This window comes from Micromonospora vulcania, assembly GCF_042658605.1.
In the GTDB taxonomy this organism is placed as follows: Bacteria; Actinomycetota; Actinomycetes; order Mycobacteriales; family Micromonosporaceae; genus Micromonospora; species Micromonospora vulcania.
Genome location: NZ_JBHSQS010000027.1, coordinates 16,698 through 37,958, shown reverse-complemented (window position 1 = coordinate 37,958; position 21,261 = coordinate 16,698). Strand labels below are relative to the sequence as shown.

The window sequence follows — 21,261 nt, the reverse complement described above, 5'->3', positions numbered from 1 at the left end:
GGGCACGTACGATGCCCACCCGAGGACTCCGGTCCACGGCGGCAGGTCGTCAGGGCCGCTTCTGGGGAGGAGACAGCCGTGAGCACGGTGGTGTTCCGCCGACTCCCGCGTCAGCCGGGGCCGGCTTTGCCGCGCGGTGAGGTGCTGCTGGAGTCGCCGCCTGAGCTGCCCGAGCCGACACCGCGCGGGATGGGCCAGCTGCTCATGATCCTGCCGATGTTCTGCGGCGTGGGCGCGATGGCCTTCCTGTACGCCGGCAAGGGCGGCGGCATGATGACGTACGTCGCCGGAGGTTTGTTCGGTGTGTCGATGCTCGGCATGGCAATCGGCTCGTTGAGCAACAGCGGCGGCAACGACAAGGCTGAGTTGAACGCGGACCGCCGGGACTACATGCGCTACCTGGCCCAGATGCGCAAGCGCACCCGGCGCGCGGCGAGTCAGCAGCGGGCGGCGATGGCCTGGCGGCACCCGGAGCCCGACGCGCTCTGGTCGATCGCGGCGTCCCGGCGGCTCTGGGAGCGCCGGATCACCGAGGACGACTTCGGCGAGACCCGGATCGCACTCGGTCCGCAGCGGCTGGCCGTGGAGATCGTCCCACCGGAGACGAAGCCGGTCGAGGACCTGGAGCCGATGAGCGCGATCGCGCTGCGCCGGTTCGTCCGCGCACACTCCACCGTGCCCGAGCTGCCGACCGCGCTGTCGGTACGCGCGTTCAGCCGGGTGGTGCTGCGTGGCGACCGGGAGCCGGTGCTCGACCTGGCCCGGTCGGCGCTCGGCCAGCTGGCCACCTTCCACGCGCCGGACGACATGGTCATCGCGGTGGTCGCCGCGCCCGACCGGCAGGCCGCCTGGAGCTGGGTGAAGTGGTTGCCACACGCCCACCACAGTGGGCGGACGGACGCCGCCGGGGCCCGACGACTGGTCTTCGCCAGCCTGGCCGAGGCGGAGGAGTCGCTCGCCGCCGAGCTGGCCGGGCGACCACGGTTCGCGCCCGAGGCCAAGCCGCTGACCACCGCGCCGCACCTGGTCGTGGTGATCGACGGTGGCGAGATCTCGCCGACCTGCCAGCTGGTGGGCCCGGGGCTGCTCGGCTGCACGGTGATCGACCTGTCCGGGACGGTCCCGCGCGACGCCGGCCGCTGGCTGCTCTGCCTCGACGCGGGTGACGGAAGCACCCTCGACCTGATCCGGGGCAGTTCGTCGTCGCGGCTGGGTCGCCCGGACCGGCTCAGCGCCGAGGCCGCCGAAGGGTTGGCCCGGCAGGTCGCCCCCTACCGGCTCTCCCAGCAACAGGCCAGCAGCGAGGAGCCGTTGGCCCGCAGCATGGAGCTACCGGACCTGCTCGGCGTTGGCGACGCCGCGGCGGTGGACGTGCACCAGACCTGGCGCCCGCGCGGTCACCGGGACCGACTGCGCATCCCGCTCGGTGTCGGGCCGGACGGCAACGTCGTCGAACTGGACTTCAAGGAGTCTGCGCACGAGGGCATGGGCCCGCACGGCCTGGTGATCGGTGCGACCGGGTCCGGCAAGAGCGAGTTGCTCCGTACGGTGGTGGCCGCGTTGGCGGTGACCCACTCGTCGGAGGAACTGAACTTCGTCCTGGTGGACTTCAAGGGTGGCGCGACGTTCGCCTCACTGGAGGCGCTGCCGCACACCAGTGCCGTGATCACCAACCTGGCCGACGAGCTGCCGCTGGTCGACCGGATGCGCGATGCCCTCGCCGGCGAGATGGTGCGTCGGCAGGAGCTGCTGCGCGCCGCCGGCAACTACGTCTCCCGCTTCGAGTACGAGAAGGCCCGGGCGGCGGGTGAACCACTGGCGCCGATGCCCAGCCTGCTGATCATCTGTGACGAGTTCAGCGAGCTGCTGGCCGCCAAGCCCGACTTCATCGACCTGTTCGTGATGATCGGCCGGCTGGGTCGGTCGCTCGGTGTGCACCTGCTGCTGGCCTCCCAGCGGCTGGAGGAGGGCAAGCTCCGCGGTCTGGACACCCACCTGTCGTACCGGATCGGTCTGCGTACCTTCTCGGCCGTGGAGAGCCGCATCGTGCTCGGCGTGCCGGACGCGTACGAGCTGCCGAACGCGCCGGGCCACGGCTACCTGAAGACGGACACCAGCACGATGCTGCGGTTCCGTGCCGCGTACGTGTCGGGGGCGTACCGGGCGCCGGGGCAGCAGGCGTCCGCGTCGCAGGCCCTGGTGCAGCGCCGGATCGTGCCGTACGGCGTCGAGTTCATGCCGGCGCAGACCCCGCAGGTGCCGGTGGCCACCGCGCCGGAGCCGGAGCAGCCGGCCGACGGCAAGGCCGTGGCGATGCTCGACGTGCTGATCGACCAGCTCAAGGACAAGGGCCGCCCGGCGCACCAGGTGTGGCTGCCGCCGCTGGCCGACCCGCCGGGCCTGGGTGAACTGCTCGGCCCGCTGGCCGTCGACCCGACGTACGGGCTGTGCACCGCGTCCTGGCCGGGCCGGGGGCGACTCACCGTGCCGGTGGGCGTGGTGGACCGCCCGTACGAGCAGCGGCGTGATCCGATGATGGTCGAGCTGGCCGGGGCCGGCGGCAACGTCGTCATCGTCGGTCGGTCGCTCAGCGGCAAGAGCACCATGCTGCGCTCGCTGCTCGCGTCGCTGGCGCTCACCCACACCCCGCGTGAGGTGCAGTTCTTCTGCCTGGACTTCGGCGGTGGCGCGTTGCGTAGCCTGGAACGGCTGCCGCACATGGCCGGGGTGGCCGGCCGGCGGGACGTCGAGGCGGTCCGCCGTACGGTGGCCGAGGTGGTGGCCGTCCTGGACGAGCGGGAGGCCCGCTTCGCCCAGCACGGCATCGACTCGGTGGCCAGCTACCGCCGTCGCCGGGCCGCCGGGGAGTTCGCCGACGACCCGTTCGGTGACGTGTTCCTGGTGGTGGACGGCTGGAACACGCTGCGCCAGGACTACGAGGAGCTGGAGCAGACGATCACCACGCTGGCCAACCGGGGCCTCGGCTTCGGCGTGCATGTGGTGCTCACGGCGGTCCGTTGGGCCGAGATCCGGATCAACATGCGGGATCTGCTCGGCACCAAGCTGGAGCTGCGCCTCGGTGATCCGTCCGAATCCGAGATCGACCGGCGTTCGGCGACCAACGTGCCGGAGAAGTCACCCGGTCGGGGCCTGACCCGCGACAAGCTGCACTTCCTCACCGCCATCTCGCGGATCGACGGCCGCCGGGACATCGAGGACCTGAGCGAGGCATCGGTGGCCCTGGCCGGGCATGTCGCGGCCAACTGGCCGGGCCGGCCGGCGCCGAAGGTACGGCTGCTGCCGCGTCGGCTCCCGGTGGCCGAGCTGGCCCGGATCATCGACCGGTCGGCGCCGGGCCTGCCGATCGGGGTCAACGAGTCGGCGCTCGCGCCGGTCTACCTCGACCTGGCCAACGAGCCGCACCTGACGGTCTTCGGCGACGCCGAGTGTGGCAAGACCAACCTGCTGCGGCTGATCGCCCGGGGCATCACCGAGCGGTACACGCCGGCCCAGGCTCGGCTGGTGATCGCCGACTACCGGCGCGGTCTGTTGGGCGCGGTGGAGGGCGACCACCTGCTCGACTACGCCCCGTCCAACCAGGCGTTCGCGCAGGGGCTCGGCTCGATCCGCAGCGCGCTGAACAACCGACTGCCCGGCCCGGACGTCACCACCGCCCAGCTGCGCGACCGGAGCTGGTGGAAGGGTCCGGACCTGTACATCCTGGTCGACGACTACGACCTGGTCGCATCTGGTGGCAGCAACCCGCTCAGTGCCCTGCACGAGCTGCTGCCGCAGGCCCGCGACATCGGCCTGCACCTGGTGATCACGCGGCGGGTGGGCGGCGTGTCCCGGGCGCTCTATGAGCCCGTGCTGCAACGGCTGCGCGAACTGGATTCGCCGGGTCTGTTGATGTCCGGCAACCGGGAGGAGGGTGCGGTCTTCGGCACGTTGCGGCCGAGCCCGCAGCCGCCGGGGCGGGGCACCCTGGTGCGTCGCCGTGACGGGCAGCAGCTCATCCAGACCGCCTGGGCCGAACCGTCCTGACGAGCTGGCCGGCACGGTCGTACGACCGTGCCGGCAGTACGTGATTCATCACTATCCATCGAACGACACCGGTCAGGGCTGCGCGGGCTGGACTAGTTCGGCTACGGTCTCTACTGGAGTGTCCGTCGGTGGGGTGTTGCTGCCTTGCCGCGGGGGAGGGGCGCGGCAAAGCCGCCGCCACAACATGACGGAAGGGTGTGAAGCATGGCGTTCGAGGTCGAAGCTGCGACTCTGCATACCGCCGCGAGTGACGTGCGGTCCACGCGTAGCGAGGTCGACGGCGAGCTGAAGAAGCTGTGGAACGTAGTCGACGACCTGGCCATGGCGTGGAAGGGTCAGGCGTCCACTGGGTTCCAGTCGCTGATGCAGCGGTGGAACGAGGACACCGTCAACCTGCTCACGGCGATGGACAGCATCGCTGACCTGCTCGACAAGTCGGGAACGACGCACCAGGTCAACGACGAAGAGCAGCAGCAGATGCTGGACAAGTTCCACTCTGCTCTCAACCCGTGATCCGCAGTCAGCAGAGGAGGAAGTCGTGACGATCAAGGTTGACTACGCGGTCCTCGAGAGCAGCAACCAGCAAATGCAGGCCATCTCGAAGACCATCGACGAGAAGCTCGACACGCTGCGGTCGATGCTGTCCAAGCTCGAGTGGGACGGCCAGGACCGGCAGGCCTACGAGCAGCACCAGGCCAAGTGGGACACCTCGGTCCGGGACATCAACCGTGTCCTGAACGAGATCGGTGGTGCCGTCGGCATCGCCCGCGAGAACTACGTCTCCACCGAGATGAGCAATTCCAAGGTGTGGGGCTGAGACAATCACCGGTGCGGCTCCGGTCCGGTTCGACCGGACCGGAGCCGCATTGCGTTGGCGTCGGCACAGGTACTGGGAGAGCGATGCGTACGGGGAATCTCATTCGACCGGCACGGGTGACGGCTGCCGCAGCTCTGGCGCTGTGCGCCGCACTGGCACCCGCCGTGACCGTCGCACCGGCACCGGCCCAGGCCGCCGACACGGTCCGTGGCCTTCAGTGGTATCTCGACACGCTGAAGATCTCACAGGTCCATAAGATCACGCAGGGTAAGGGCGTGGTCGTCGCCGTCGTCGACTCCGGAGTGGATCCGTCCCACCCTGACCTGCGCGGTCAGGTGCTGGCCGGGCACGGGGTCAACGCCGAGGCCGCCGCGGACGGGCGGCGCGACGACGACGCGGAAAAGAAGGGCCACGGCACCGCGATGGCCGGCATCATCGCCGGCCGGGGCGGCGGCACCATGAAGGAGCTGGGCATCGCGCCGGCCGCGAAGATCCTTCCGGTCTCCCTGGGGCCACGTGCGGTCATCACCGACATGGTCCTCGCCATCCGCTGGGCGGCGGACGCGGGCGCGGACGTCATCAACATCTCCTACGGCGGCGATCCGGCCCGACCCGACCCGGACCTGACGGACGCGGTCCACTACGCGTTGGGCAAGGACGCGGTGGTGGTCGTCTCGGCGGGCAACATCGAGGAGGGCGACCGGCAGGTGACCCTCCCGGCCAACATCCCCGGCGTGATCGCCGTCTCGGGGTTGGACAAGCGCGGTGGCTTCTTCCGCGGCTCGGTGCAGGGCCCCGAGGTCGTGCTCGCCTCGCCGATGGAAGAGATCATCGCGCCGGCGCCGAAGAACGCCTCGCCGAACGGCTACACGGTTTCCAGCGGCACCAGCTCGGCGGCTGCCATCATCTCGGGCGTGGCGGCACTGGTCCGGGCCAAGTATCCGGACCTCGACGCGGCCAACGTCATCAACCGGCTGGTCAAGACGGCCCGCGACGCCGGGCCGGCCGGTCGCGACCCTCAGTTCGGCTTCGGCGCCGTCGACCCGCTCGCTGCCCTGACCCGCTCGGTGCCGGCGGTGACCGCCAACCCGCTACTACAGGGCACGGCGGCCGACCCGACGCGGCCCGGCGGTAGTGCCGCCCGGCCCGGCGACGACGACGATCCGGCGGTCGAGTTCGGGGTCACCAACAAGGTCGGGGCCATCGTCCAGGTGGGGCTCTGCCTGGCCGTGCCGATCATCGGGCTGATCATCCTGCTGGTGGTGCTGCGGCGTCGCAAGCGGCGTGCGCCGGCGGCCGTCACCGGCCCCGGGGGTCCGCCGCAACCCGGCTGGCCCGCCGCCCCGGCGGGTTGGCCGACGCAGGCAGGGCACGCCCCACCGCAGCAGGCCGCTCCGGGGTACGGACCGCCGCCGGGTCAACCCGCACCGGGATACGGACCGCCGCCGGGTTATCCGACGCCGGGCTATGCCCCACCGGGACACCCGCAAGCCGGGCAACCCGCGCCGGGTTACCCGCCGGCCCAACCGGCGCAGGGTTACCCGCCGGCTCAACCCGCGCCAGCGCCGCCACCGGGCGGCTCCGGCTGGCCGGGCGGCGGCCCGGGCTACGGCCCGCCGCCACCCGGCCCACAGCAGCAGTGAGCGCAGACCACCAGTCAAGGTTTCGGGGAGGGGACCGATGACGGACGACAGGACCACGCAACCGGAGCGGTACAAGAACGACGACCTGTACATCCCGGTCCCCGTGGGCGGGATGCCGACATCGGGCCTGGCCGTGACCGGCTTCGAGGTCGACAACGTCAACCACGCGGCGACGCCGAAGGGCCTGGTCACCGCACCGGGCGAGGCTGGCGTCAAGACCGAGTGGGACGCGACCAGCCTGGACTCGGCCATCAACTGGCTGGAGACCCACGCCGGCTACCTGAACAAGCTCTCCTACGACATGGTGGACATCCAGGACCTGATGGGCGGCGCGGCCGCCGGGGCCGCGGGCGGTGCGGGCGGCCAGCCGAGCCCGCTCGGCGGATTCGACTGGGCCGGCCGGTTGGCGGCCAAGCACCAGGGGCTCTACCAGGGCACCGAGTCCGGCGTCCGCAAGCTGTCCCAGAGCCTGTACGACGCGGCGGAGGCGTTGCGCCAGGTCAAGCAGAACTACGAGACGGCGGAAGAAAAGAACAGGATGTCCGCCGCGGACATGCAGCAGGTCTTCGGCGACGTGGCCGGCAACGGCGACGGTCGCTAGAACGGGGAGGACGGCAGATGGGCCTGAGCTGGGAAGAGATGTGCCAGAAGGTCGTCATCGACGGCCGGCCGGGTGACGTGGAGAGCGCCGCCCTCGGCTGGGAACAGCTGATCAAGAACCTCAACAGCGTCAAGCAGAGTCTCGACACCAACATCAAGGATCTGGGCACGACCTGGAAGGGCCCGGCGTACGAGGCGTTCAAGGGTCACGTCGAGCAGATCGCCAAGGACACCGGAAACATCGTGGCGGACGCCGAGAAGGGCACCGGCATCGTCCAGTCGCTCAAGAGCGCGGCCGACAAACTCACCGCCGCCCAGCGGGATTTCCCGATCCCGGCGACCTGCGTCAACGACGTGTGGGAAGCCCGCAATGCCAAGCTGACCCTCAGCGTCGGCTTCTTCGAGGCGAAGGTGGGGCCGGACTTCCTCGGCTGGCTCGACCCGGTGAGCGCGATCGCCGACTGGATCAACGATCGGTCCGAGGAAGCTGCGGGCGTATACCAACGGGTCAGCGGCGACTACCAGAACATCGCGCCGGGCACCCCGGGCGATGCCACCACCCTCGGGGACCAGTCGCCGAAGACGACGATCCCGAAGCTGGACGACGGTGGCGGCAGCAAGGGCAAGATCGGCAGTGTGCCGGACATCGGCGGGAAGCCGTCCATCGGTGACATGGGCGGGAAGCCCACGATCGACGCCAGCGCCATCTCGGACACCGGCAAGTTGCCCGACGGCTCCAGTACGCACCCCGACCTCTCGGGTGGGTACGACCCAGGCGGCGGCGGCAGCACTCCGGGCGGTGGCAGTTTCCCGGGCACCGGTGGTCTGGACGACGAGGAGTTCAGCAGCGGCCTGGCAGGTGCCGGCGGTGGCGGCGCGCCCGGCCTCGGTTCCGGCTTCGGAGGCGGTGGCCTGGGTTCGTCCGGTCTGGGCGGCGCCGGTGGGCTCGGTAGCGGCGGCGGTCTGGGCAGCGCCGGCGGCGGTGCCGGTACCGGAATGCTCGCGGGCGGCGGTGCACTCGGGCGGCCGGTCTCCCCGAACATGGGTCCGATGATGGGCGGCGGCGCGGCGGGCGCAGGTCGCGGTGGTGGCGGCCGGGGCGGCGGTGGCCGGCTCGGCGCGGGCGGCAAGCTGGGCGCGGGCGGCATGGCACCCGGCATGGGTGGCGCCCCCGGCGCTGGCGCCGGCCGGGGCGGCGCGGCTCGCGGCGCGGGCGGTGCCGGAGCCGGTGCCCGGGGCGCGGGTGCCCGAGGCGCCGGTGCACTGGGCGCCGGTGGCGGTGCCGGCTACGGCGAGGAGGACGCTCCCCGCAACACCTGGCTGGAGGAGGACGAGGACGTCTGGGGCGCGGACGACGGCGGCACCGCCGGCATCCTGCGCTGAGAACCCCGTACGCCGACGCCGCCGCAACGCACCATCAGCGGCGGCGTCAGCGTGTGGCGGTCAGCCGGTGACCGCTGAGTCGGTGCGCCGGCCCGGGCGCCAGCCGCGTCGGCGACCCCGGACCAGGATCGGCCGGGCGGCCAGCAGGAGCGCGGCGAGCAGGGCGCCGACCGCCGCCGCCCAGACCGCGGCGGTGCGCTGCCAGGCCAGCGGGTCGTCCTGCCGTTCGGGCACCGGGAGCGCGCCAGCGGCCGGGTTGGTCCGGCTGCCCAGCAGGCTCGACACCGCCCGGTACGGGTTGACGACGCCGTACCCGACCTCCGTGTTGTGCCCGTCGGGCGGGTTGTCCGCCGTCCGTTCCAGCCGGTCGGCGACCTCCTGTGGACTGAGGTTCGGGTAGGCGGCCCGGACCAGCGCGGCCGCTCCCGAGACGTACGCGGCGGCGAAGCTGGTGCCGCCCGTGGGCTCGGCCCGGTAGCCCGAGCCTCGCGGTGCCGGGCCGACGATGTTCAGCCCGGGCGCGGCGATGTCGACGTACGCGCCACTGACCGAGGTGTCGACGTGGCCGCCCTGCTCGTCCACGCCGGCGACGGCGATCACCCCGGGGTACGAGGCCGGGTAGGCCGGCTGGCTCCTGTTGCGGGCGGTCTGGTTGCCGGCGGCGGCCACCACGACCACCCGCTCGGCGAGCGCGCGGTTCACGGCTGCCTCAAGTGCGGGGTGGGGCAGCGTCACCAGGGACAGATTGATCACGTCGGCGCCCTTGTCCACCGCGTACTCGATGGCCTCGGCGATCTCCGCCGGCAGTTTCGTGTCGTTGGTGCCCTCGGTGGTCGGCAGCACCCGGATGGGCAGGATGCGGGCGGCCGGTGCGATGCCGCTGAACGGTGCGCCGTCGGTATCGCGCGCGGCGATGATGCCGGCGACCAGCGTGCCGTGCCCGGCCTCGTCGCACTGGCCCTTGTTGTCAGCCAGGCCGTTGAAGTCGGCGCCTTCCAGGACCTGCCCCTTGAGCAGCGGATGAGTGGCGGAGACCCCGGAGTCGATCACGGCCACCGTCACCCCGCCGCCTCGGGACAGCGGCCACGCCGAGGACGGTTCGAGCCGGCGCAGTGCCCACGGCATCTCTGGCAGGGTGTCCTCGCCGCCCGGGCCGCAGGTGGGTGCTGCTGCGGCTGCCGGGGAGGGGAACACCAGGGCGGTGCCGAGCAGGGCCGCCAGCGTTCCACTGAGGACGGCCCGAACGGCACGGACGGCACGGCGGGACGGGTCGGTCGCGCTCAACGGCAGGCATTCGCGCACCCACAGAGATTACCGCTGTGTCCCGTCGGGCAGCGCCCGGCGATGGCGGTCAGGACCGGCGGGCCGCCCCGGCGGCGGGTGACTCGGCGAAGAGCGCGAGCAGGTCGCCGACCTGACGGTCGGCCTCCGCGGGATGCCGGAACCGACCGGCCGGGTTGAGCGTGTACTCGTTGCGCCGGCCGACCCGGGTGCGGTGCAGGTAGCCGCCCGCCTCCAGGTCGGCCACGATCGCCTGCGCGGCCCGCTCGGTCACGCCGACCTCGGCCGCGACGTCACGCAGCCGCGCGGTGGGGTCGCGTGCGATGGCCAGCAGAACGTGGCCGTGGTTGGTGAGGAACGTCCAGTTCCGGCCGCCACCGGTGTCGCCTGCCGCCGTCGCCGTGCTCGCCAATGTGGGACCGCCTCTCCGCTTTCCCGCTCTGCCCGGACCGTCGCCGGAGGGGCCGGCCCGGACCAACGTATGAAATCTATATCACGCATATCTTGACGCATGTTGCGGTGCATGTGACGGTGGAGCCCGGGCCAACGCACACCGCAGGCTCGGTTAACGGCCCGTTGAGCAGGCCAAATGCGTGGAGACGAGGTACGGGGATGAATCGTCCCGTCACGCCCGGCGGGCAGCCGGGGCCGCAGCGAGGCGCCGGCCCGGAGTCGACGCCCACCGACCCGGCGCGGGCGTACGCGGAGCTGGCCGCCGGTAACCAGCGGTTCGTCAGCGGTGCCCCGCGCCACCCGAACCAGGACGCCGAGCATCGGGCGGCGGTGGCCGATGGGCAGCACCCGTTCGCGGTGATCGTCGGATGCTCCGACTCCCGGCTGGCCGCCGAGATCATCTTTGACCGGGGGCTGGGTGACCTGTTCGTGGTCCGCACCGCCGGGCACATTGTCGGCCCGGAGGTGCTGGGCAGCGTGGAGTACGCGGTGACGGTGCTCGGTACGCCCCTGGTGGTGGTGCTCGGGCACGACTCGTGCGGTGCGGTGCAGGCAGCCCGGGAGGCGGCCACCACCGGCACCGCTCCCCGGGGGCACCTGCGCGCGGTCGTCGACGCCGTGCTGCCCAGCCTGCGCCGGGCCGCCTCCGAGGGGGTGGACGACATCGACGGCATCGTCGACATCCACATCGCACAGACCGTCGAGACGCTGCTCGACCAGTCGCCGGTGTTGGCTGCCGAGGTGGCGCAGGGGCGGTGCGCGGTTGTCGGGGTGTCCTACCGGCTCGCCGCCGGAGTGGTGCGTCCGGTGGCCTCCGTGCCGGCCGGTGCCGCGACGCTCGACGTACCCGCCGACCCGGCCGCGCCCGCCGCGGCCTGACGCGACGAGGGCCGCCCCGCACGGTGCGGGACGGCCCTCGACGCGTGTGCGGGTCAGAGCAGCGACATGTGTACGTGGTCGGTGTGGTTCGACGGCCCGCTGTACGACTTCCAGCCGGTCGCCGGGAACCAGATCTGCCGGTTCCAGATCACGTAGTAGATGCCGAGCCGGTCGGCGTTGCGGATCAGGAACGCGGCGACGTTGTTGCCGTACGTCCGGGTGTCCTCGTTGTGCCACGGGGCGAAGCCGCTCTTCTGCAGCGACCAGTCGCAGGCGCGGCCCTTCGGGTGCTCCCACGGACCGCCGGAGCGGTAGCAGCCGACGAACCGGTTGAAGCCGGCCCGCTTGACCTCCTTGTAGGCGTGCAACGTGCGCGGGGTGATGCAGCCCGAGGTGGTGGGGTCCTTCGCGCTGCACGACTCGGACTTCCAGTCCCCGTCGGCGGTGCGGCCTGGACCGATCCGGGCGACCGGTGAGGTGGCCGCCACCAGGCCACCGGTGAAGCCCTTCCCACCGACCAGGGCGAGCGCCTTGTCCGCGTCACGCTTCTGCTTGGCCATCAGTGCGGCCTGCTTCTGCTGCTCGCGGACCTCCGCATCGAGGGCAAGCTTGGCCTGCTCGGCGCGGGCCTTCACGGCGTTGACCTCGGCGAGCTTCTTCTCGTTGACCATGTTCATCTCGTCGAGCGTCGCCGCCCGCTGGACGAACGAGTCGGGGGCGTCGCTCTCCAACAGCATCGCGATGGCGCCGATCCGCCCCGTTCGGTACGACTGGGCGGCGATCTGCCCGACCTGCGGGGCCAGCGCGTCGAGGTCGGCCTTGGCCCGGTCGACCTCCCGCGCCAGATCCGCCTGCCGCGCCTTCGACTTGTCCAGCTTGGACTTCGCCGCGGAATAGTCGCGGTTGGTCTTCTCGATGACGTCGGTGAGCAGTTGAGGCTCGCCGTCCTCCTCGTGCCCGGACGGTGTGGGCGTCGCCGGGGCGGCATGTGCCGGGAGGGGGCCGGCGAGCACGGTCAATGCGGCAATCACGGCCACCGCGGGTGTCATCCAGCGGCGTAGGGGTGCCGTCACAATGTTCCCTTCCGTCGACCGCCGACCGGGTTAGCTGACGGGTTCGGGGCGGAAGTGGCCCCTACCGCTGACGCGGATTCACCCCACGTACCTGGGTTCCCGGCTCGCCGGTTGGCGATTGGGCGGTGGCACCGCAGGCGCCGCTGCGCGCCTTCCTCGGTAACCGGCAGCGAGGTTACCCGAGAGTCGACCGGCTGAGCTACGTCCCGATGCCCACCAAAAGCGTCATTTCGCCATGGCGCTGAGTGACCAGTGATGCGGTTCTCAGGGCGGACGCCCCACCTGGTCACGCTGAGGAGTGTCACCATGCCGTTTCCGTGCTCCTGTTCCGCTCTGGCCACTGGTCGGTGGCGGTGGCTAGGGGTGCGGTCCGCGCCCGGATCGGGTCGGGTCGATCCGGGCGCGGGTGTGGTCGGAACCCGATGCGCGACTCCCAACGATCCGGTGCGGGATACGTGCCGGCGGGCCGCTCGGTTCACCGCCGCTGCGGGAACGTGCGGGTACGGGAGAGTTGGTTCGCTGGATGGCGACCCCGCGGCTACGGACGGTGAGCGTCCGGCCCGGTCGGCCGGAGTCGACGCCGCGCTGCGGCGGCGCCGGTGTCCACTGCGCAGGCGGAGCGGGGTCCGGAGGGCCATCGTCGCAAATGCTAACCAGCCGGACCGGTGGTTGCAGGGCGTGGCGGAGTGTCGGATAGGCGGGCCGCCGACGCGGCGGCGGACGGGCGGGCGGTCAGCCGCGCTTCATCAGCCGACCGACCGCCGCCATCATCTCGGTGGCCATCTCGTCGGCCCGACCCTCGGCCGCTCCCTCGTGCATGCAGTGCCGGGCGTGCCCGTCGAGCAGGCCCAACGCCACCTTGTCCAGGGCGGCCTGGATCGCGGAGATCTGGGTGAGCACGTCGATGCAGTAGCGGTCCTCGTCGACCATCTTCTCGATGCCCCGGACCTGCCCCTCCACACGACGGAGCCGCGCGAGCAGCTGGTCCTTGCTGGCGGTGTACCCGCGGATCGGGGTGGGTGCGGTCATGCGGACCAGGATAGCGTACCCCTGGGGGGTATGGTACGGTCCTTTCTTGTCAGATACCCCCACCGGGTACCGGTAACAGGTCAGCGCAGGGATCCGCCTTCTCCTTACCCCTGGGGGGTATAGGCTTCGGAGGCGATGGAGGGAGACGCTCCGATGGTCAACACGACGTACCAGGTGCAGGGCATGACCTGCGGGCACTGCGTCAGCGCGGTCAGCGCCGAGGTGAGTGCCATCGCGGGTGTCCGAGACGTGCAGGTGGACCTGGCCACCGGTCGGGTCACCGTCGGCAGCGACCAGCCGCTGGACGTGGAGTCCGTCCGGGCGGCCGTCGACGAGGCCGGCTACGACCTCGTCGACGGCTGACGAGGGGGCCGACATGAACACGGCGACCAGACTGGGCGGGTTCGCACTCGGTCTCGCGGCGGTCTTCGGCGCGGCGTACGGGATCGGTCGAGTCACCGATGCCGCCACCCCGGTCGCCGAGAGTCGGCACGACGGCGGCACCCATGCGGCGGGCCCAGCCGGCCAGGGCGAGCACGACGAGGCGGCCGATCGGCTCCCGGGTGGTCTGCTGGTCTCCGACCGCGGCTACACCCTCGAACCGGTCGCCACTCTGGCCGGCGAGTTTGCCTTCCGGATCGGCGGCCCGGACGGCCGGCCGGTGACCCGGTACGACGTGGCGCACGACAAGCGGATGCACCTCATCGTCGCCCGACGGGATCTCTCCGGCTTCCGCCACGTGCATCCGGAGCTGGGCCCGGACGGCACCTGGCGGGTCGCCACCCCGTTGGCCGGGCCCGGGCAGTGGCGGGCGTTCGCCGACTTCACACCGACCGGGGCCGAGCCGCTGACCCTCGGCGTGGACGTGACCGTCCCCGGAACGCTGACCGAGCGGCCGTTGCCCGCACCGGCCACCAGCGCCACCGTCGACGGCTACACGGTCACCCTGGCGGGCGCACCGCAGCCCGGCCAGACCTCGTCGCTCACCCTGACCGTCAGCCGCGACGGGCAGCCGGTCACCGACCTGGAGCCCTACCTGGGCGCGTACGGCCACCTGGTGGCGCTGCGTCGGGGCGACCTCGCGTACCTGCACGTGCACCCGGACGGGACGCCGGGCGACGGGCGGACGCCATCCGGCCCCGCCGTCACCTTCTTCGCCGAGGTGCCCTCGGCCGGCAGCTACCGGCTCTACCTGGACTTCCGGCACGGCGGGTCGGTGCACACCGCCGAGTTCACCGTGGTCGCCGGCACCCCGGCGACCACGGCCCCGACGCCCGGCGGCGGCACCACGCCGAGCGCACCCGTACCGACCGGCGGCGCCGACCACGGCACTCCCGGGCACGGGCACGACTGACGGGACGAGACGATGACCACCACCAGCAGACCGCTGCCGGAGGCACCGAACCGCATCGAGCTGGCGATCGGCGGGATGACCTGCGCCGCCTGTGCCGCCCGCGTCGAGAAGAAGCTGAACCGGATGGACGGGGTCAGCGCGACCGTCAACTACGCCACCGAGAAGGCCACCGTCCGGTACGCGGACGGCGTCACGCCGGACGACCTCATCGACACCGTGCAGAAGACCGGCTACACGGCCGCGCTGCCGCCCTCACCGTCCGCCGCCGATCCCGCCGAGCAGCCGGTGGACGCGCTGCGTGGCCCGCGTACCCGGCTCTGGGTCTCGGTGGTCCTCAGCGTGCCGGTGGTCCTGCTGGCCATGGTGCCGGCCTGGCAGTTCGACTACTGGCAGTGGCTGTCGTTGACCCTGGCCGCCCCGGTGGTGGTCTGGGGTGGGCTGCCGTTCCACCGGGCGGCCTGGACCAACCTGCGGCACGGTGCCGCGACCATGGACACTCTCGTGTCGCTCGGCACCCTGGCCGCGTTCGGCTGGTCGCTCTGGGCGCTCTTCCTCGGCGACGCCGGCCTGCCCGGCATGACGCATCCGTTCCGCTTCGACATCACCCGCACCGACGGGGCCGGCAACATCTATCTGGAGGCCGCCGCCGGGGTGACGGTGTTCATCCTGGCCGGTCGCTACTTCGAGGCCCGCTCGAAGCGGACCGCCGGTGCCGCCCTGCGCGCACTGCTCGAACTCGGTGCCAAGGACGTGACGGTGCTGCGCGACGGGGTGGAGACCCGCATCCCGGCGGACCGGCTCGTGGTCGGTGACCGGTTCCTGGTCCGCCCCGGCGAGAAGATCGCCACCGACGGAGTGGTCGACGAGGGCACCTCGGCCGTCGACGCCAGCATGCTCACCGGGGAGTCGGTGCCGGTCGAGGTGGGCCCCGGCGACGGCGTGGTCGGCGCGACGGTCAACGCGGGCGGCCGGCTGGTCGTCACCGCCACCCGGGTCGGCGCGGACACCCAGCTCGCCCGGATGGCCGAGCTGGTCGAGCAGGCGCAGAGCGGTAAGGCCGCGGTGCAGCGGCTGGCGGATCGGATCTCCGGGGTCTTCGTGCCGATCGTCATCACGTTGGCGGTGGGCACCCTCGGCTGGTGGCTCGGCGCCGGCGCCGGGCCGCCCGCCGCGTTCACCGCGGCGGTGGCCGTGCTGATCATCGCGTGCCCGTGCGCGCTCGGCCTGGCCACGCCGACCGCGCTGCTGGTCGGCACCGGTCGAGGCGCACAGCTCGGTGTGCTGATCAAGGGACCGGAGGTGCTGGAGTCGACCCGGCGGGTGGACACCGTGGTGCTGGACAAGACCGGCACCGTGACGACCGGCCGGATGACCCTGGTGGATGTGCTGCCGGCCGTCGGGGAGGATCGCGCGGAACTGCTCCGGCTCGCCGGGGCGGTGGAGGCCGGCTCCGAGCATCCGGTCGCCCGCGCGGTCGCCGCCGGTGCCGCCGAGGCCGGGGCGCTGCCTTCGGTGACCGGGTTCGCCAATGCCGAGGGGCTGGGCGTGACCGGCACGGTCGAGGGGCGGTCGCTGCTGGTCGGCCGGCCTCGGCTGCTGGTCGAGCGTGGCCTCGACGTACCGCCGGAGGTGCAGCGCGCGGTGACCGACGCGCAGGCTGCCGGCCGGACGGCGATCGTCGCCGGCTGGGACGGGCGTGCTCGCGGCGTGCTCGCGGTCGCCGACGTGGTACGGCCCACCAGCCGGGCGGCGGTCGCCCGACTGCGCGCACTGGGGCTCACTCCGGTCCTGTTGACCGGGGACAACGTCACGGTGGCCCGGGCGGTCGCGGCCGAGGTGGGCGTGGACGAGGTGATCGCCGAGGTGCTGCCGGCCGGCAAGGTCGACGTGATCCGACGACTCCAGGCCGAGGGACGGTCGGTGGCGATGGTCGGCGACGGGGTCAACGACGCCCCGGCGCTGGCCCAGGCCGATCTGGGCCTGGCCATGGGCACCGGCACCGACGTGGCGATCGAGGCGTCCGACCTCACCCTGGTCCGGGGCGACCTGGACGCGGCGGTGGACGCCATCCGACTGTCCCGACGCACGCTCGGCATCATCCGGGGCAACCTGTTCTGGGCGTTCGGCTACAACGTGGCGGCCCTGCCGCTGGCAGCCGCCGGGCTGCTCAACCCGATGATCGCCGGTGCCACGATGGCCTTCTCCTCGGTCTTCGTGGTGGCCAACAGCCTGCGCCTGCGTCGGTTCCGCTCGGGCGGCGGTGCCGCCGGGTCGTGACGTCTCGACCCGAAATGGTTGGGCCGGCGGCGGCGGGGGTACTGCTGAGGGCGTAGCAACGCTCGCAATGGAGGTTGGCAATGGGTATCGACGACAAGATCAACAACGCCACCGAGGACGCGGCCGGCAAGCTCAAGGAAGGCGCCGGTCGGGCCACCGACAACGAGCAGCTCGAGGCTGAGGGCCGTACTGACCAGTCCGTGGCCAAGCTCAAGCAGGCCGGCGAGAAGATCAAGGACGCCTTCAAGAGCTGACGTACGACGTACTCCGCACGCCGGGCCGGTGATCGATCACCGGCCCGGCGTGCTGTCTGTCCGACGACCCTGAGATTCCCCTGATTCCGTCTCCGACCCCAGCGCCGCTCGGCCACACCTGCTAACTTCTATTGGCATGTGCAAGGGCTGGTTATGAGCGCCGCACCGCCGCCGACCGGCGACGACCTGGTCCGGGTGCTGGCCACCCTGTCCAACCCGCACCGCTTGCGGGTCGTCGCCGCGCTGGCCCGGGAGCGCGCGTACGTCAGCGGGCTGGCCCGGCAACTGGGCATCAGCCGGGCGCTGTTGCAGGTCCACCTACGGAAGCTGGCGGCGGCCGGGCTGGTCACCGCCCGCCTGGAATTGTCGGAGGACGGAAAGGCCATGAACTACTACGAGGTGGAGCCCTTCGTGCTCACACTCACCCCCGAGGTCATCGCGACCGCGGTCGAGACGCTGACCGCGTCCGACCCGACCGAGCGGCCCGGAGCGACGCGATGAGCGACCACGACTGGACCGAGGTGGTCGGAGCGATCGGCATCTTCGCCCTGCTCATCAGCGTCTTCACGGTGACCATGGTGCAGCTCGCCAAGACCCGGCGGGCCCGGTTCGACGGAGCCCGCTCGGACGACTACCGCCGGCTTGCCGAGACCGCCGCGCAGGCCCAGGCGGAGAACGCCCGCCTGCTGGCGGCGCTGGACGGCCGGCTCGCCGGGATGGAGACCCGGATGGGCACGCTCGAACGCGTCCTGCGCGAGGTCGACTGACGTTCGACCCGAAACTCGACGTCGACTGAAGGTCGACCAGAGACCCCGGGCCGTCGAGCGGCCACTCGACGGCCCGGGTGGAAGCAGCATCACCTCGCCCAGTGGGCGAGTTTCACCGGTAACGCTCCTTCGAGGAGAGGACAGCACCTCATGCTGCGCGTACGCAAATCCACTGCCGGCTGGGCGGTCGCCCTGGCCCTCACGGCCACCGGCCTGACACCGGCGAGCCCGGCCGCCGCACGACCACAGCCGAGCCCGACCATCGACTGGCGGCCCTGCCCCAAGGACGCCACCGCCGAGTGCGGCACCCTGTCGCTGCCGGTCGACTGGGATCGGCCCGAGGGGGAGCGCTTCGACCTGGCGCTCGCCCGCCGGGTCGCCACCGATCCGGCAGCCCGCAAGGGTTCGATGGTGTTCGGCCCCGGCGGGCCGGGCGACAGCGGGGTCGACCGGATCGTGAACGGCAGTTCCCGGTTCAGCGCCGACCTGCGCCGCCGGTTCGACATCGTCAGCTTCGACCCGCGCGGCATCGGCGGCAGTCACCCGGTGGTCTGCTCGCGGGAGCTGCTCGCCCAGCAACCGCAGTTGCTGGCCGACCAGGCCCAGTTCGATGCCACGCTGGCCGGCAACGTGCTGCTGCGGGCCGACTGCCGGGCCCGTACCGGGCCGCTCTACGACCACGTGGACACCATCAGCGCGGCCCGGGACCTGGACGCTATCCGCGCCGCGCTCGGCGAGCGGCAGCTCACCTTCCACGGCAGCTCGTACGGCACCCTGCTCGGCGAGCAGTACGCCGAGCTGTTCCCACACCGGGTCCGGGCCATGGTGCTGGAGGCCGCGGTCGACCACAGCCTAGGCACCCGAGCGCTCCTGGACACCCAGGCCGTCACCTCGGAGGACTCGTTCGACGAGTTCGTCGCCTGGTGCGACCGGTCCACCGCCTGCTCCCTGCACGGGCGGGACTTCCGGGCGATCTGGGAAGAGGCGCGTGCCCGAGCCGAGCGTGGCGTGCTGACCGACCCGGATCGGCCCGGGGTCGTGCTGACCCCGTTCGAGCTCAGCCGGCTCAGCCATCGGTATCTCTACGACACCGTACGGTGGCCGTGGCTGGCCGACTGGATCGGCAAGATGGACGCCCAGGCGGCCGTACCGAGCGTCGGGAAGCCGGTCGCCGCGTCGACGGGCGACGCCAAGCCGGTCGCCGCGTCGACGGGCGACGCCAAGCCGGTCGCCGCGTCGACGGGCGACGCCGTGGCGCCGTACCCCTTCGCGGTCTTCTGCCAGGACTGGAGCCTTCCCGTCCGCGACTACCGGGAGTACGCCGGGCACCTGAGCCGGATGGCCCGGCTCGCGCCCGACCTGCGGTACCCGACGGCGGTGTTCGCCCTCGCGACCTGCCTGGGCACCCCGCAGCCGGTCGCCAACCCGCAGCACCGGTTGCGGGTCCGCACCGACGTGCCGCTGCTGATCGCCGCCACCGTGCACGACCCGGCGAGCGGTTACAACTGGGCCACCAACGTGGCGCGGCAGTTGGGCGAGCACGGCGTGCTGCTCACCTACCAGGGGTGGGGGCACGGCAGCTACACCACGACGCCGTGCGTGACCACGGCGGTGGACAGCTACCTGACCAACCTGGTGGTGCCCCGTCGCGGCACCAGTTGCCCGGCCGTCGAACTACCGAGCTGACCGGCGGCCGGGCACCCGAAGCCCGAGCGCCGCACCCGGTCGCCGCCTGGCAAGGTCCGCGCGGCGACCGGGCCGCCGGCTGACCATCATCGCGGTACGCCCAGCCGGGCGGCCCGCAGTTCCAGGTAACGCTGCTCGGGCAGGCTGGTGCTGCCGCGCGCCGCCGCCAGGTACGCCTCCCGCGCCGGGCCGGGCTCCCCGGCCAGCTCCAGCAGGTGTCCCCGGACGGCGGCGAGCCGGTGGTGCCCGGCGGTGCGCTCGTCGGCGTCCAGCGGCGTGAGCAGGGTCAGCCCCGCACGCGGCCCGTCCACCATGGCCACCGCCACCGCCTGGTTGAGGGTGACCATCGGGTTCGGCGCGATCCGGGCGAGCAGTCGGTAGAGCGCGACGATCTGCGGCCAGTCCGTCGCGGCGGCCGTCGGCGCCTCGGCGTGCACCGCGGCGATCGCCGCCTGGAGCTGGTACGGGCCGGGTGGCGACCAGGTCAACGCCTCGGTGATCAGCGCGATCCCGGCCTCGATGGCTGTCCCGTCCCAGCGGGTGCGGTCCTGCTCGGCCAGCGGCACCAACTCCCCGTCCGGGCCGACCCGGGCCGCCCGGTGCGCGTCGGTGAGCAGCATCAGCGCGAGCAGCCCGGCCACCTCGCCGTCCTCGGGCAGCAGCCCGTGCAGGATGCGGGCCAGTCGGATCGCCTCGCCGGTCAGGTCGGCCCGGTGCAGATCGGGACCGCTGGACGAGGTGTACCCCTCATTGAAGATCAGATAGAGCACCCGGAGCACCGTCCGCAGCCGCTCGTCCCGCTCGCGCGGCGCGGGCATGGTGAACCGGGCGCCGGCGGCCTCGACCCGCTGTTTGGCCCGGCGGATGCGCTGACTCATCGTCGCCTCCGGCACCAGGTGCGCCCGGGCGATCTCGGCGGTGCTCAGACCGCCGACCGCACGCAGGGTGAGCGCGACCTGCGCCGAGGGGGCCAGCGCCGGGTGGCAGCAGAGGAACAGCAGGGTGAGCGTGTCGTCCGCGTCCGGCACCACTGGCTCCGCGTCCGATGGGGGCGCCACCCCGGCGTACGCCGGCTCGCGCAGCGCCACCGCCACCTCGCGGTCCCGGCGGGCGCGTTCGCTGCGCCACTCGTCGGTGAGTCGGCGGGTCGCGACGGTGAGCAGCCAGGCGCGGGGGTTGTCCGGCACGCCCTGCCCGGGCCACTGCGTGGCGGCGGCGAGCAGTGCCTCCTGGACCGCGTCCTCGCACCGGTCGAACTGGCCGTGCCGACGGACCAGCAGGCCGAGGACCTGCGGCGCGAGCGTGCGCAGCAGATCCTCGACCGTCCGGTCGTCGGTCACATCTCCGTCCCGGCCTGATCCATGATCGGGCGGACCTCCATGGCACCGCCGAAGCGCACGTCCGGCCAGCGCGCGGCGATCTCGGCGGCCCGCTGCGGGCTGTCGCAGTCGACGGTCAGGTAACCGGCGAACTGCTCCTTGCTCTCCATGAACGGCCCGTCGACGACCTCCGGGTGGCCGCCGGCGAGCCGGACCGTCAAGGTCTGCGACGGGTTGGCGAGCGCCTGCCCGCCGACCAGTTCGCCGGTCTCGGTCAGCTCCTTCATGATCTCGTCGACCTCGCCGAAGAGGGCGGTGCGCTCCGACTCGGTCAGCTCCTCGGTGAAGCCGGGACGGTTCCAGATCAGCAGCATGTACTTCACGGCGATGCTCCTCGGGTCC

At 72.2% G+C, this 21,261-nt stretch carries 20 protein-coding genes and 1 riboswitch; of the genes, 14 read left to right on the top strand and 6 right to left on the bottom strand.

Annotated features, from left to right (window positions below):
• Positions 1 to 78 precede the first annotated feature (78 nt).
• From eccCa to ACFQGL_RS28120, 6 genes are all read left to right on the top strand, one after another.
• On the top strand, positions 79 to 4,044 hold the full coding sequence (eccCa, locus tag ACFQGL_RS28145) for a type VII secretion protein EccCa (RefSeq protein WP_377515575.1): 3,966 nt from the start codon (positions 79 to 81) through the stop codon (positions 4,042 to 4,044).
• A gap of 204 nt (positions 4,045 to 4,248) precedes the next feature.
• Positions 4,249 to 4,557, top strand: a complete 309-nt coding sequence (locus ACFQGL_RS28140; RefSeq protein ID WP_074316322.1) for a WXG100 family type VII secretion target — start codon at positions 4,249 to 4,251, stop codon at positions 4,555 to 4,557.
• A gap of 25 nt (positions 4,558 to 4,582) precedes the next feature.
• Complete coding sequence (locus tag ACFQGL_RS28135) at positions 4,583 to 4,861, top strand: WXG100 family type VII secretion target (protein WP_377515574.1); 279 nt, start codon at positions 4,583 to 4,585, stop codon at positions 4,859 to 4,861.
• 83 nt (positions 4,862 to 4,944) lie between these two features.
• Positions 4,945 to 6,504, top strand: coding sequence for a S8 family serine peptidase (locus tag ACFQGL_RS28130; protein WP_377515571.1), 1,560 nt, complete (start codon positions 4,945 to 4,947; stop codon positions 6,502 to 6,504).
• Positions 6,505 to 6,541: 37 nt separating this feature from the next.
• Positions 6,542 to 7,105 carry a WXG100 family type VII secretion target gene (locus ACFQGL_RS28125; protein WP_377515570.1) on the top strand — a complete coding sequence of 188 codons (564 nt, stop codon included), beginning with the start codon at positions 6,542 to 6,544 and terminating at the stop codon, positions 7,103 to 7,105.
• 17 nt (positions 7,106 to 7,122) lie between these two features.
• Positions 7,123 to 8,487 (top strand): WXG100 family type VII secretion target, encoded by a 1,365-nt coding sequence (locus tag ACFQGL_RS28120; RefSeq protein ID WP_377515569.1) that lies wholly within the window; start codon positions 7,123 to 7,125, stop codon positions 8,485 to 8,487.
• A 60-nt stretch (positions 8,488 to 8,547) separates the two neighbouring features.
• Here ACFQGL_RS28120 and mycP read toward each other — a convergent pair whose 3' ends face one another.
• Together mycP and ACFQGL_RS28110 are read right to left on the bottom strand one after the other, a co-directional pair.
• Positions 8,548 to 9,789, bottom strand: coding sequence for a type VII secretion-associated serine protease mycosin (mycP, locus tag ACFQGL_RS28115; protein ID WP_377515567.1), 1,242 nt, complete (start codon positions 9,787 to 9,789; stop codon positions 8,548 to 8,550).
• A 49-nt stretch (positions 9,790 to 9,838) separates the two neighbouring features.
• Complete coding sequence (locus tag ACFQGL_RS28110) at positions 9,839 to 10,180, bottom strand: helix-turn-helix transcriptional regulator (protein ID WP_377515566.1); 342 nt, start codon at positions 10,178 to 10,180, stop codon at positions 9,839 to 9,841.
• Positions 10,181 to 10,380: 200 nt separating this feature from the next.
• On the opposite strand from ACFQGL_RS28110, the gene ACFQGL_RS28105 reads away from it, so the two are divergent.
• Positions 10,381 to 11,100, top strand: coding sequence for a carbonic anhydrase (locus ACFQGL_RS28105; RefSeq protein ID WP_377515564.1), 720 nt, complete (start codon positions 10,381 to 10,383; stop codon positions 11,098 to 11,100).
• Positions 11,101 to 11,153: 53 nt separating this feature from the next.
• On the opposite strand, the gene ACFQGL_RS28100 is transcribed toward ACFQGL_RS28105, so the two are convergent.
• Together ACFQGL_RS28100 and ACFQGL_RS28095 are read right to left on the bottom strand one after the other, a co-directional pair.
• A complete protein-coding gene (locus ACFQGL_RS28100; RefSeq protein ID WP_377515563.1) occupies positions 11,154 to 12,173 on the bottom strand; it encodes a coiled-coil domain-containing protein in 1,020 nt (339 codons plus the stop codon).
• Between the two features lie 4 nt (positions 12,174 to 12,177).
• Positions 12,178 to 12,308, bottom strand: a riboswitch (cyclic di-AMP (ydaO/yuaA leader).
• Between the two features lie 597 nt (positions 12,309 to 12,905).
• Positions 12,906 to 13,202 carry a metal-sensitive transcriptional regulator gene (locus ACFQGL_RS28095; RefSeq protein ID WP_007454936.1) on the bottom strand — a complete coding sequence of 99 codons (297 nt, stop codon included), beginning with the start codon at positions 13,200 to 13,202 and terminating at the stop codon, positions 12,906 to 12,908.
• Between the two features lie 153 nt (positions 13,203 to 13,355).
• Between ACFQGL_RS28095 and ACFQGL_RS28090 the strand changes: the two genes are divergently transcribed.
• The 7 genes from ACFQGL_RS28090 to ACFQGL_RS28060 all read left to right on the top strand — a co-directional run bounded on the left by ACFQGL_RS28090 (position 13,356) and on the right by ACFQGL_RS28060 (position 19,540).
• Positions 13,356 to 13,565: a heavy-metal-associated domain-containing protein gene (locus tag ACFQGL_RS28090; protein WP_377515613.1), complete on the top strand. Its 210-nt coding sequence runs from the start codon at positions 13,356 to 13,358 to the stop codon at positions 13,563 to 13,565.
• A gap of 13 nt (positions 13,566 to 13,578) precedes the next feature.
• Complete coding sequence (locus ACFQGL_RS28085; protein ID WP_377515562.1) at positions 13,579 to 14,556, top strand: hypothetical protein; 978 nt, start codon at positions 13,579 to 13,581, stop codon at positions 14,554 to 14,556.
• 12 nt (positions 14,557 to 14,568) lie between these two features.
• Positions 14,569 to 16,833 (top strand): heavy metal translocating P-type ATPase, encoded by a 2,265-nt coding sequence (locus ACFQGL_RS28080; protein WP_377515561.1) that lies wholly within the window; start codon positions 14,569 to 14,571, stop codon positions 16,831 to 16,833.
• 80 nt (positions 16,834 to 16,913) lie between these two features.
• Positions 16,914 to 17,087 (top strand): CsbD family protein, encoded by a 174-nt coding sequence (locus tag ACFQGL_RS28075; RefSeq protein ID WP_377515560.1) that lies wholly within the window; start codon positions 16,914 to 16,916, stop codon positions 17,085 to 17,087.
• Between the two features lie 153 nt (positions 17,088 to 17,240).
• Positions 17,241 to 17,588, top strand: a complete 348-nt coding sequence (locus ACFQGL_RS28070; protein WP_377515559.1) for an ArsR/SmtB family transcription factor — start codon at positions 17,241 to 17,243, stop codon at positions 17,586 to 17,588.
• A complete protein-coding gene (locus ACFQGL_RS28065) occupies positions 17,585 to 17,854 on the top strand; it encodes a hypothetical protein (RefSeq protein ID WP_377515558.1) in 270 nt (89 codons plus the stop codon). Before ACFQGL_RS28070 ends, ACFQGL_RS28065 begins: the two co-directional genes overlap by 4 nt.
• Before the next feature lie 150 nt (positions 17,855 to 18,004).
• Entirely contained in the window at positions 18,005 to 19,540 is a 1,536-nt protein-coding gene (locus tag ACFQGL_RS28060) for an alpha/beta hydrolase (protein ID WP_377515557.1), read from the top strand.
• Between the two features lie 86 nt (positions 19,541 to 19,626).
• On the opposite strand, the gene ACFQGL_RS28055 is transcribed toward ACFQGL_RS28060, so the two are convergent.
• Positions 19,627 to 20,880 (bottom strand): RNA polymerase sigma factor, encoded by a 1,254-nt coding sequence (locus tag ACFQGL_RS28055; RefSeq protein ID WP_377515556.1) that lies wholly within the window; start codon positions 20,878 to 20,880, stop codon positions 19,627 to 19,629.
• The gene (locus ACFQGL_RS28050) at positions 20,877 to 21,233 is read right to left on the bottom strand and encodes a YciI family protein (protein ID WP_377515612.1); all 357 of its coding nucleotides are present in this window, start codon (positions 21,231 to 21,233) and stop codon (positions 20,877 to 20,879) included. The genes ACFQGL_RS28055 and ACFQGL_RS28050 overlap by 4 nt, the downstream gene beginning before the upstream one ends.
• Positions 21,234 to 21,261: the final 28 nt, after the last annotated feature.

Bases quoted from the DNA above. Each gene is read 5' to 3' on its own strand.
- ACFQGL_RS28140 (WP_074316322.1), top strand. From the start codon at position 4,249: ATGGCGTTCGAGGTCGAAGCTGCGACTCTGCATACCGCCGCGAGTGAC.
- ACFQGL_RS28130 (WP_377515571.1), top strand. From the start codon at position 4,945: ATGCGTACGGGGAATCTCATTCGACCGGCACGGGTGACGGCTGCCGCA.
- ACFQGL_RS28125 (WP_377515570.1), top strand. From the start codon at position 6,542: ATGACGGACGACAGGACCACGCAACCGGAGCGGTACAAGAACGACGAC.
- ACFQGL_RS28120 (WP_377515569.1), top strand. From the start codon at position 7,123: ATGGGCCTGAGCTGGGAAGAGATGTGCCAGAAGGTCGTCATCGACGGC.
- ACFQGL_RS28105 (WP_377515564.1), top strand. From the start codon at position 10,381: ATGAATCGTCCCGTCACGCCCGGCGGGCAGCCGGGGCCGCAGCGAGGC.
- ACFQGL_RS28095 (WP_007454936.1), bottom strand. From the start codon at position 13,202: ATGACCGCACCCACCCCGATCCGCGGGTACACCGCCAGCAAGGACCAG.
- ACFQGL_RS28090 (WP_377515613.1), top strand. From the start codon at position 13,356: ATGGTCAACACGACGTACCAGGTGCAGGGCATGACCTGCGGGCACTGC.
- ACFQGL_RS28085 (WP_377515562.1), top strand. From the start codon at position 13,579: ATGAACACGGCGACCAGACTGGGCGGGTTCGCACTCGGTCTCGCGGCG.
- ACFQGL_RS28080 (WP_377515561.1), top strand. From the start codon at position 14,569: ATGACCACCACCAGCAGACCGCTGCCGGAGGCACCGAACCGCATCGAG.
- ACFQGL_RS28075 (WP_377515560.1), top strand. From the start codon at position 16,914: ATGGGTATCGACGACAAGATCAACAACGCCACCGAGGACGCGGCCGGC.
- ACFQGL_RS28070 (WP_377515559.1), top strand. From the start codon at position 17,241: ATGAGCGCCGCACCGCCGCCGACCGGCGACGACCTGGTCCGGGTGCTG.
- ACFQGL_RS28065 (WP_377515558.1), top strand. From the start codon at position 17,585: ATGAGCGACCACGACTGGACCGAGGTGGTCGGAGCGATCGGCATCTTC.
- ACFQGL_RS28060 (WP_377515557.1), top strand. From the start codon at position 18,005: ATGCTGCGCGTACGCAAATCCACTGCCGGCTGGGCGGTCGCCCTGGCC.
- ACFQGL_RS28050 (WP_377515612.1), bottom strand. From the start codon at position 21,233: ATGCTGCTGATCTGGAACCGTCCCGGCTTCACCGAGGAGCTGACCGAG.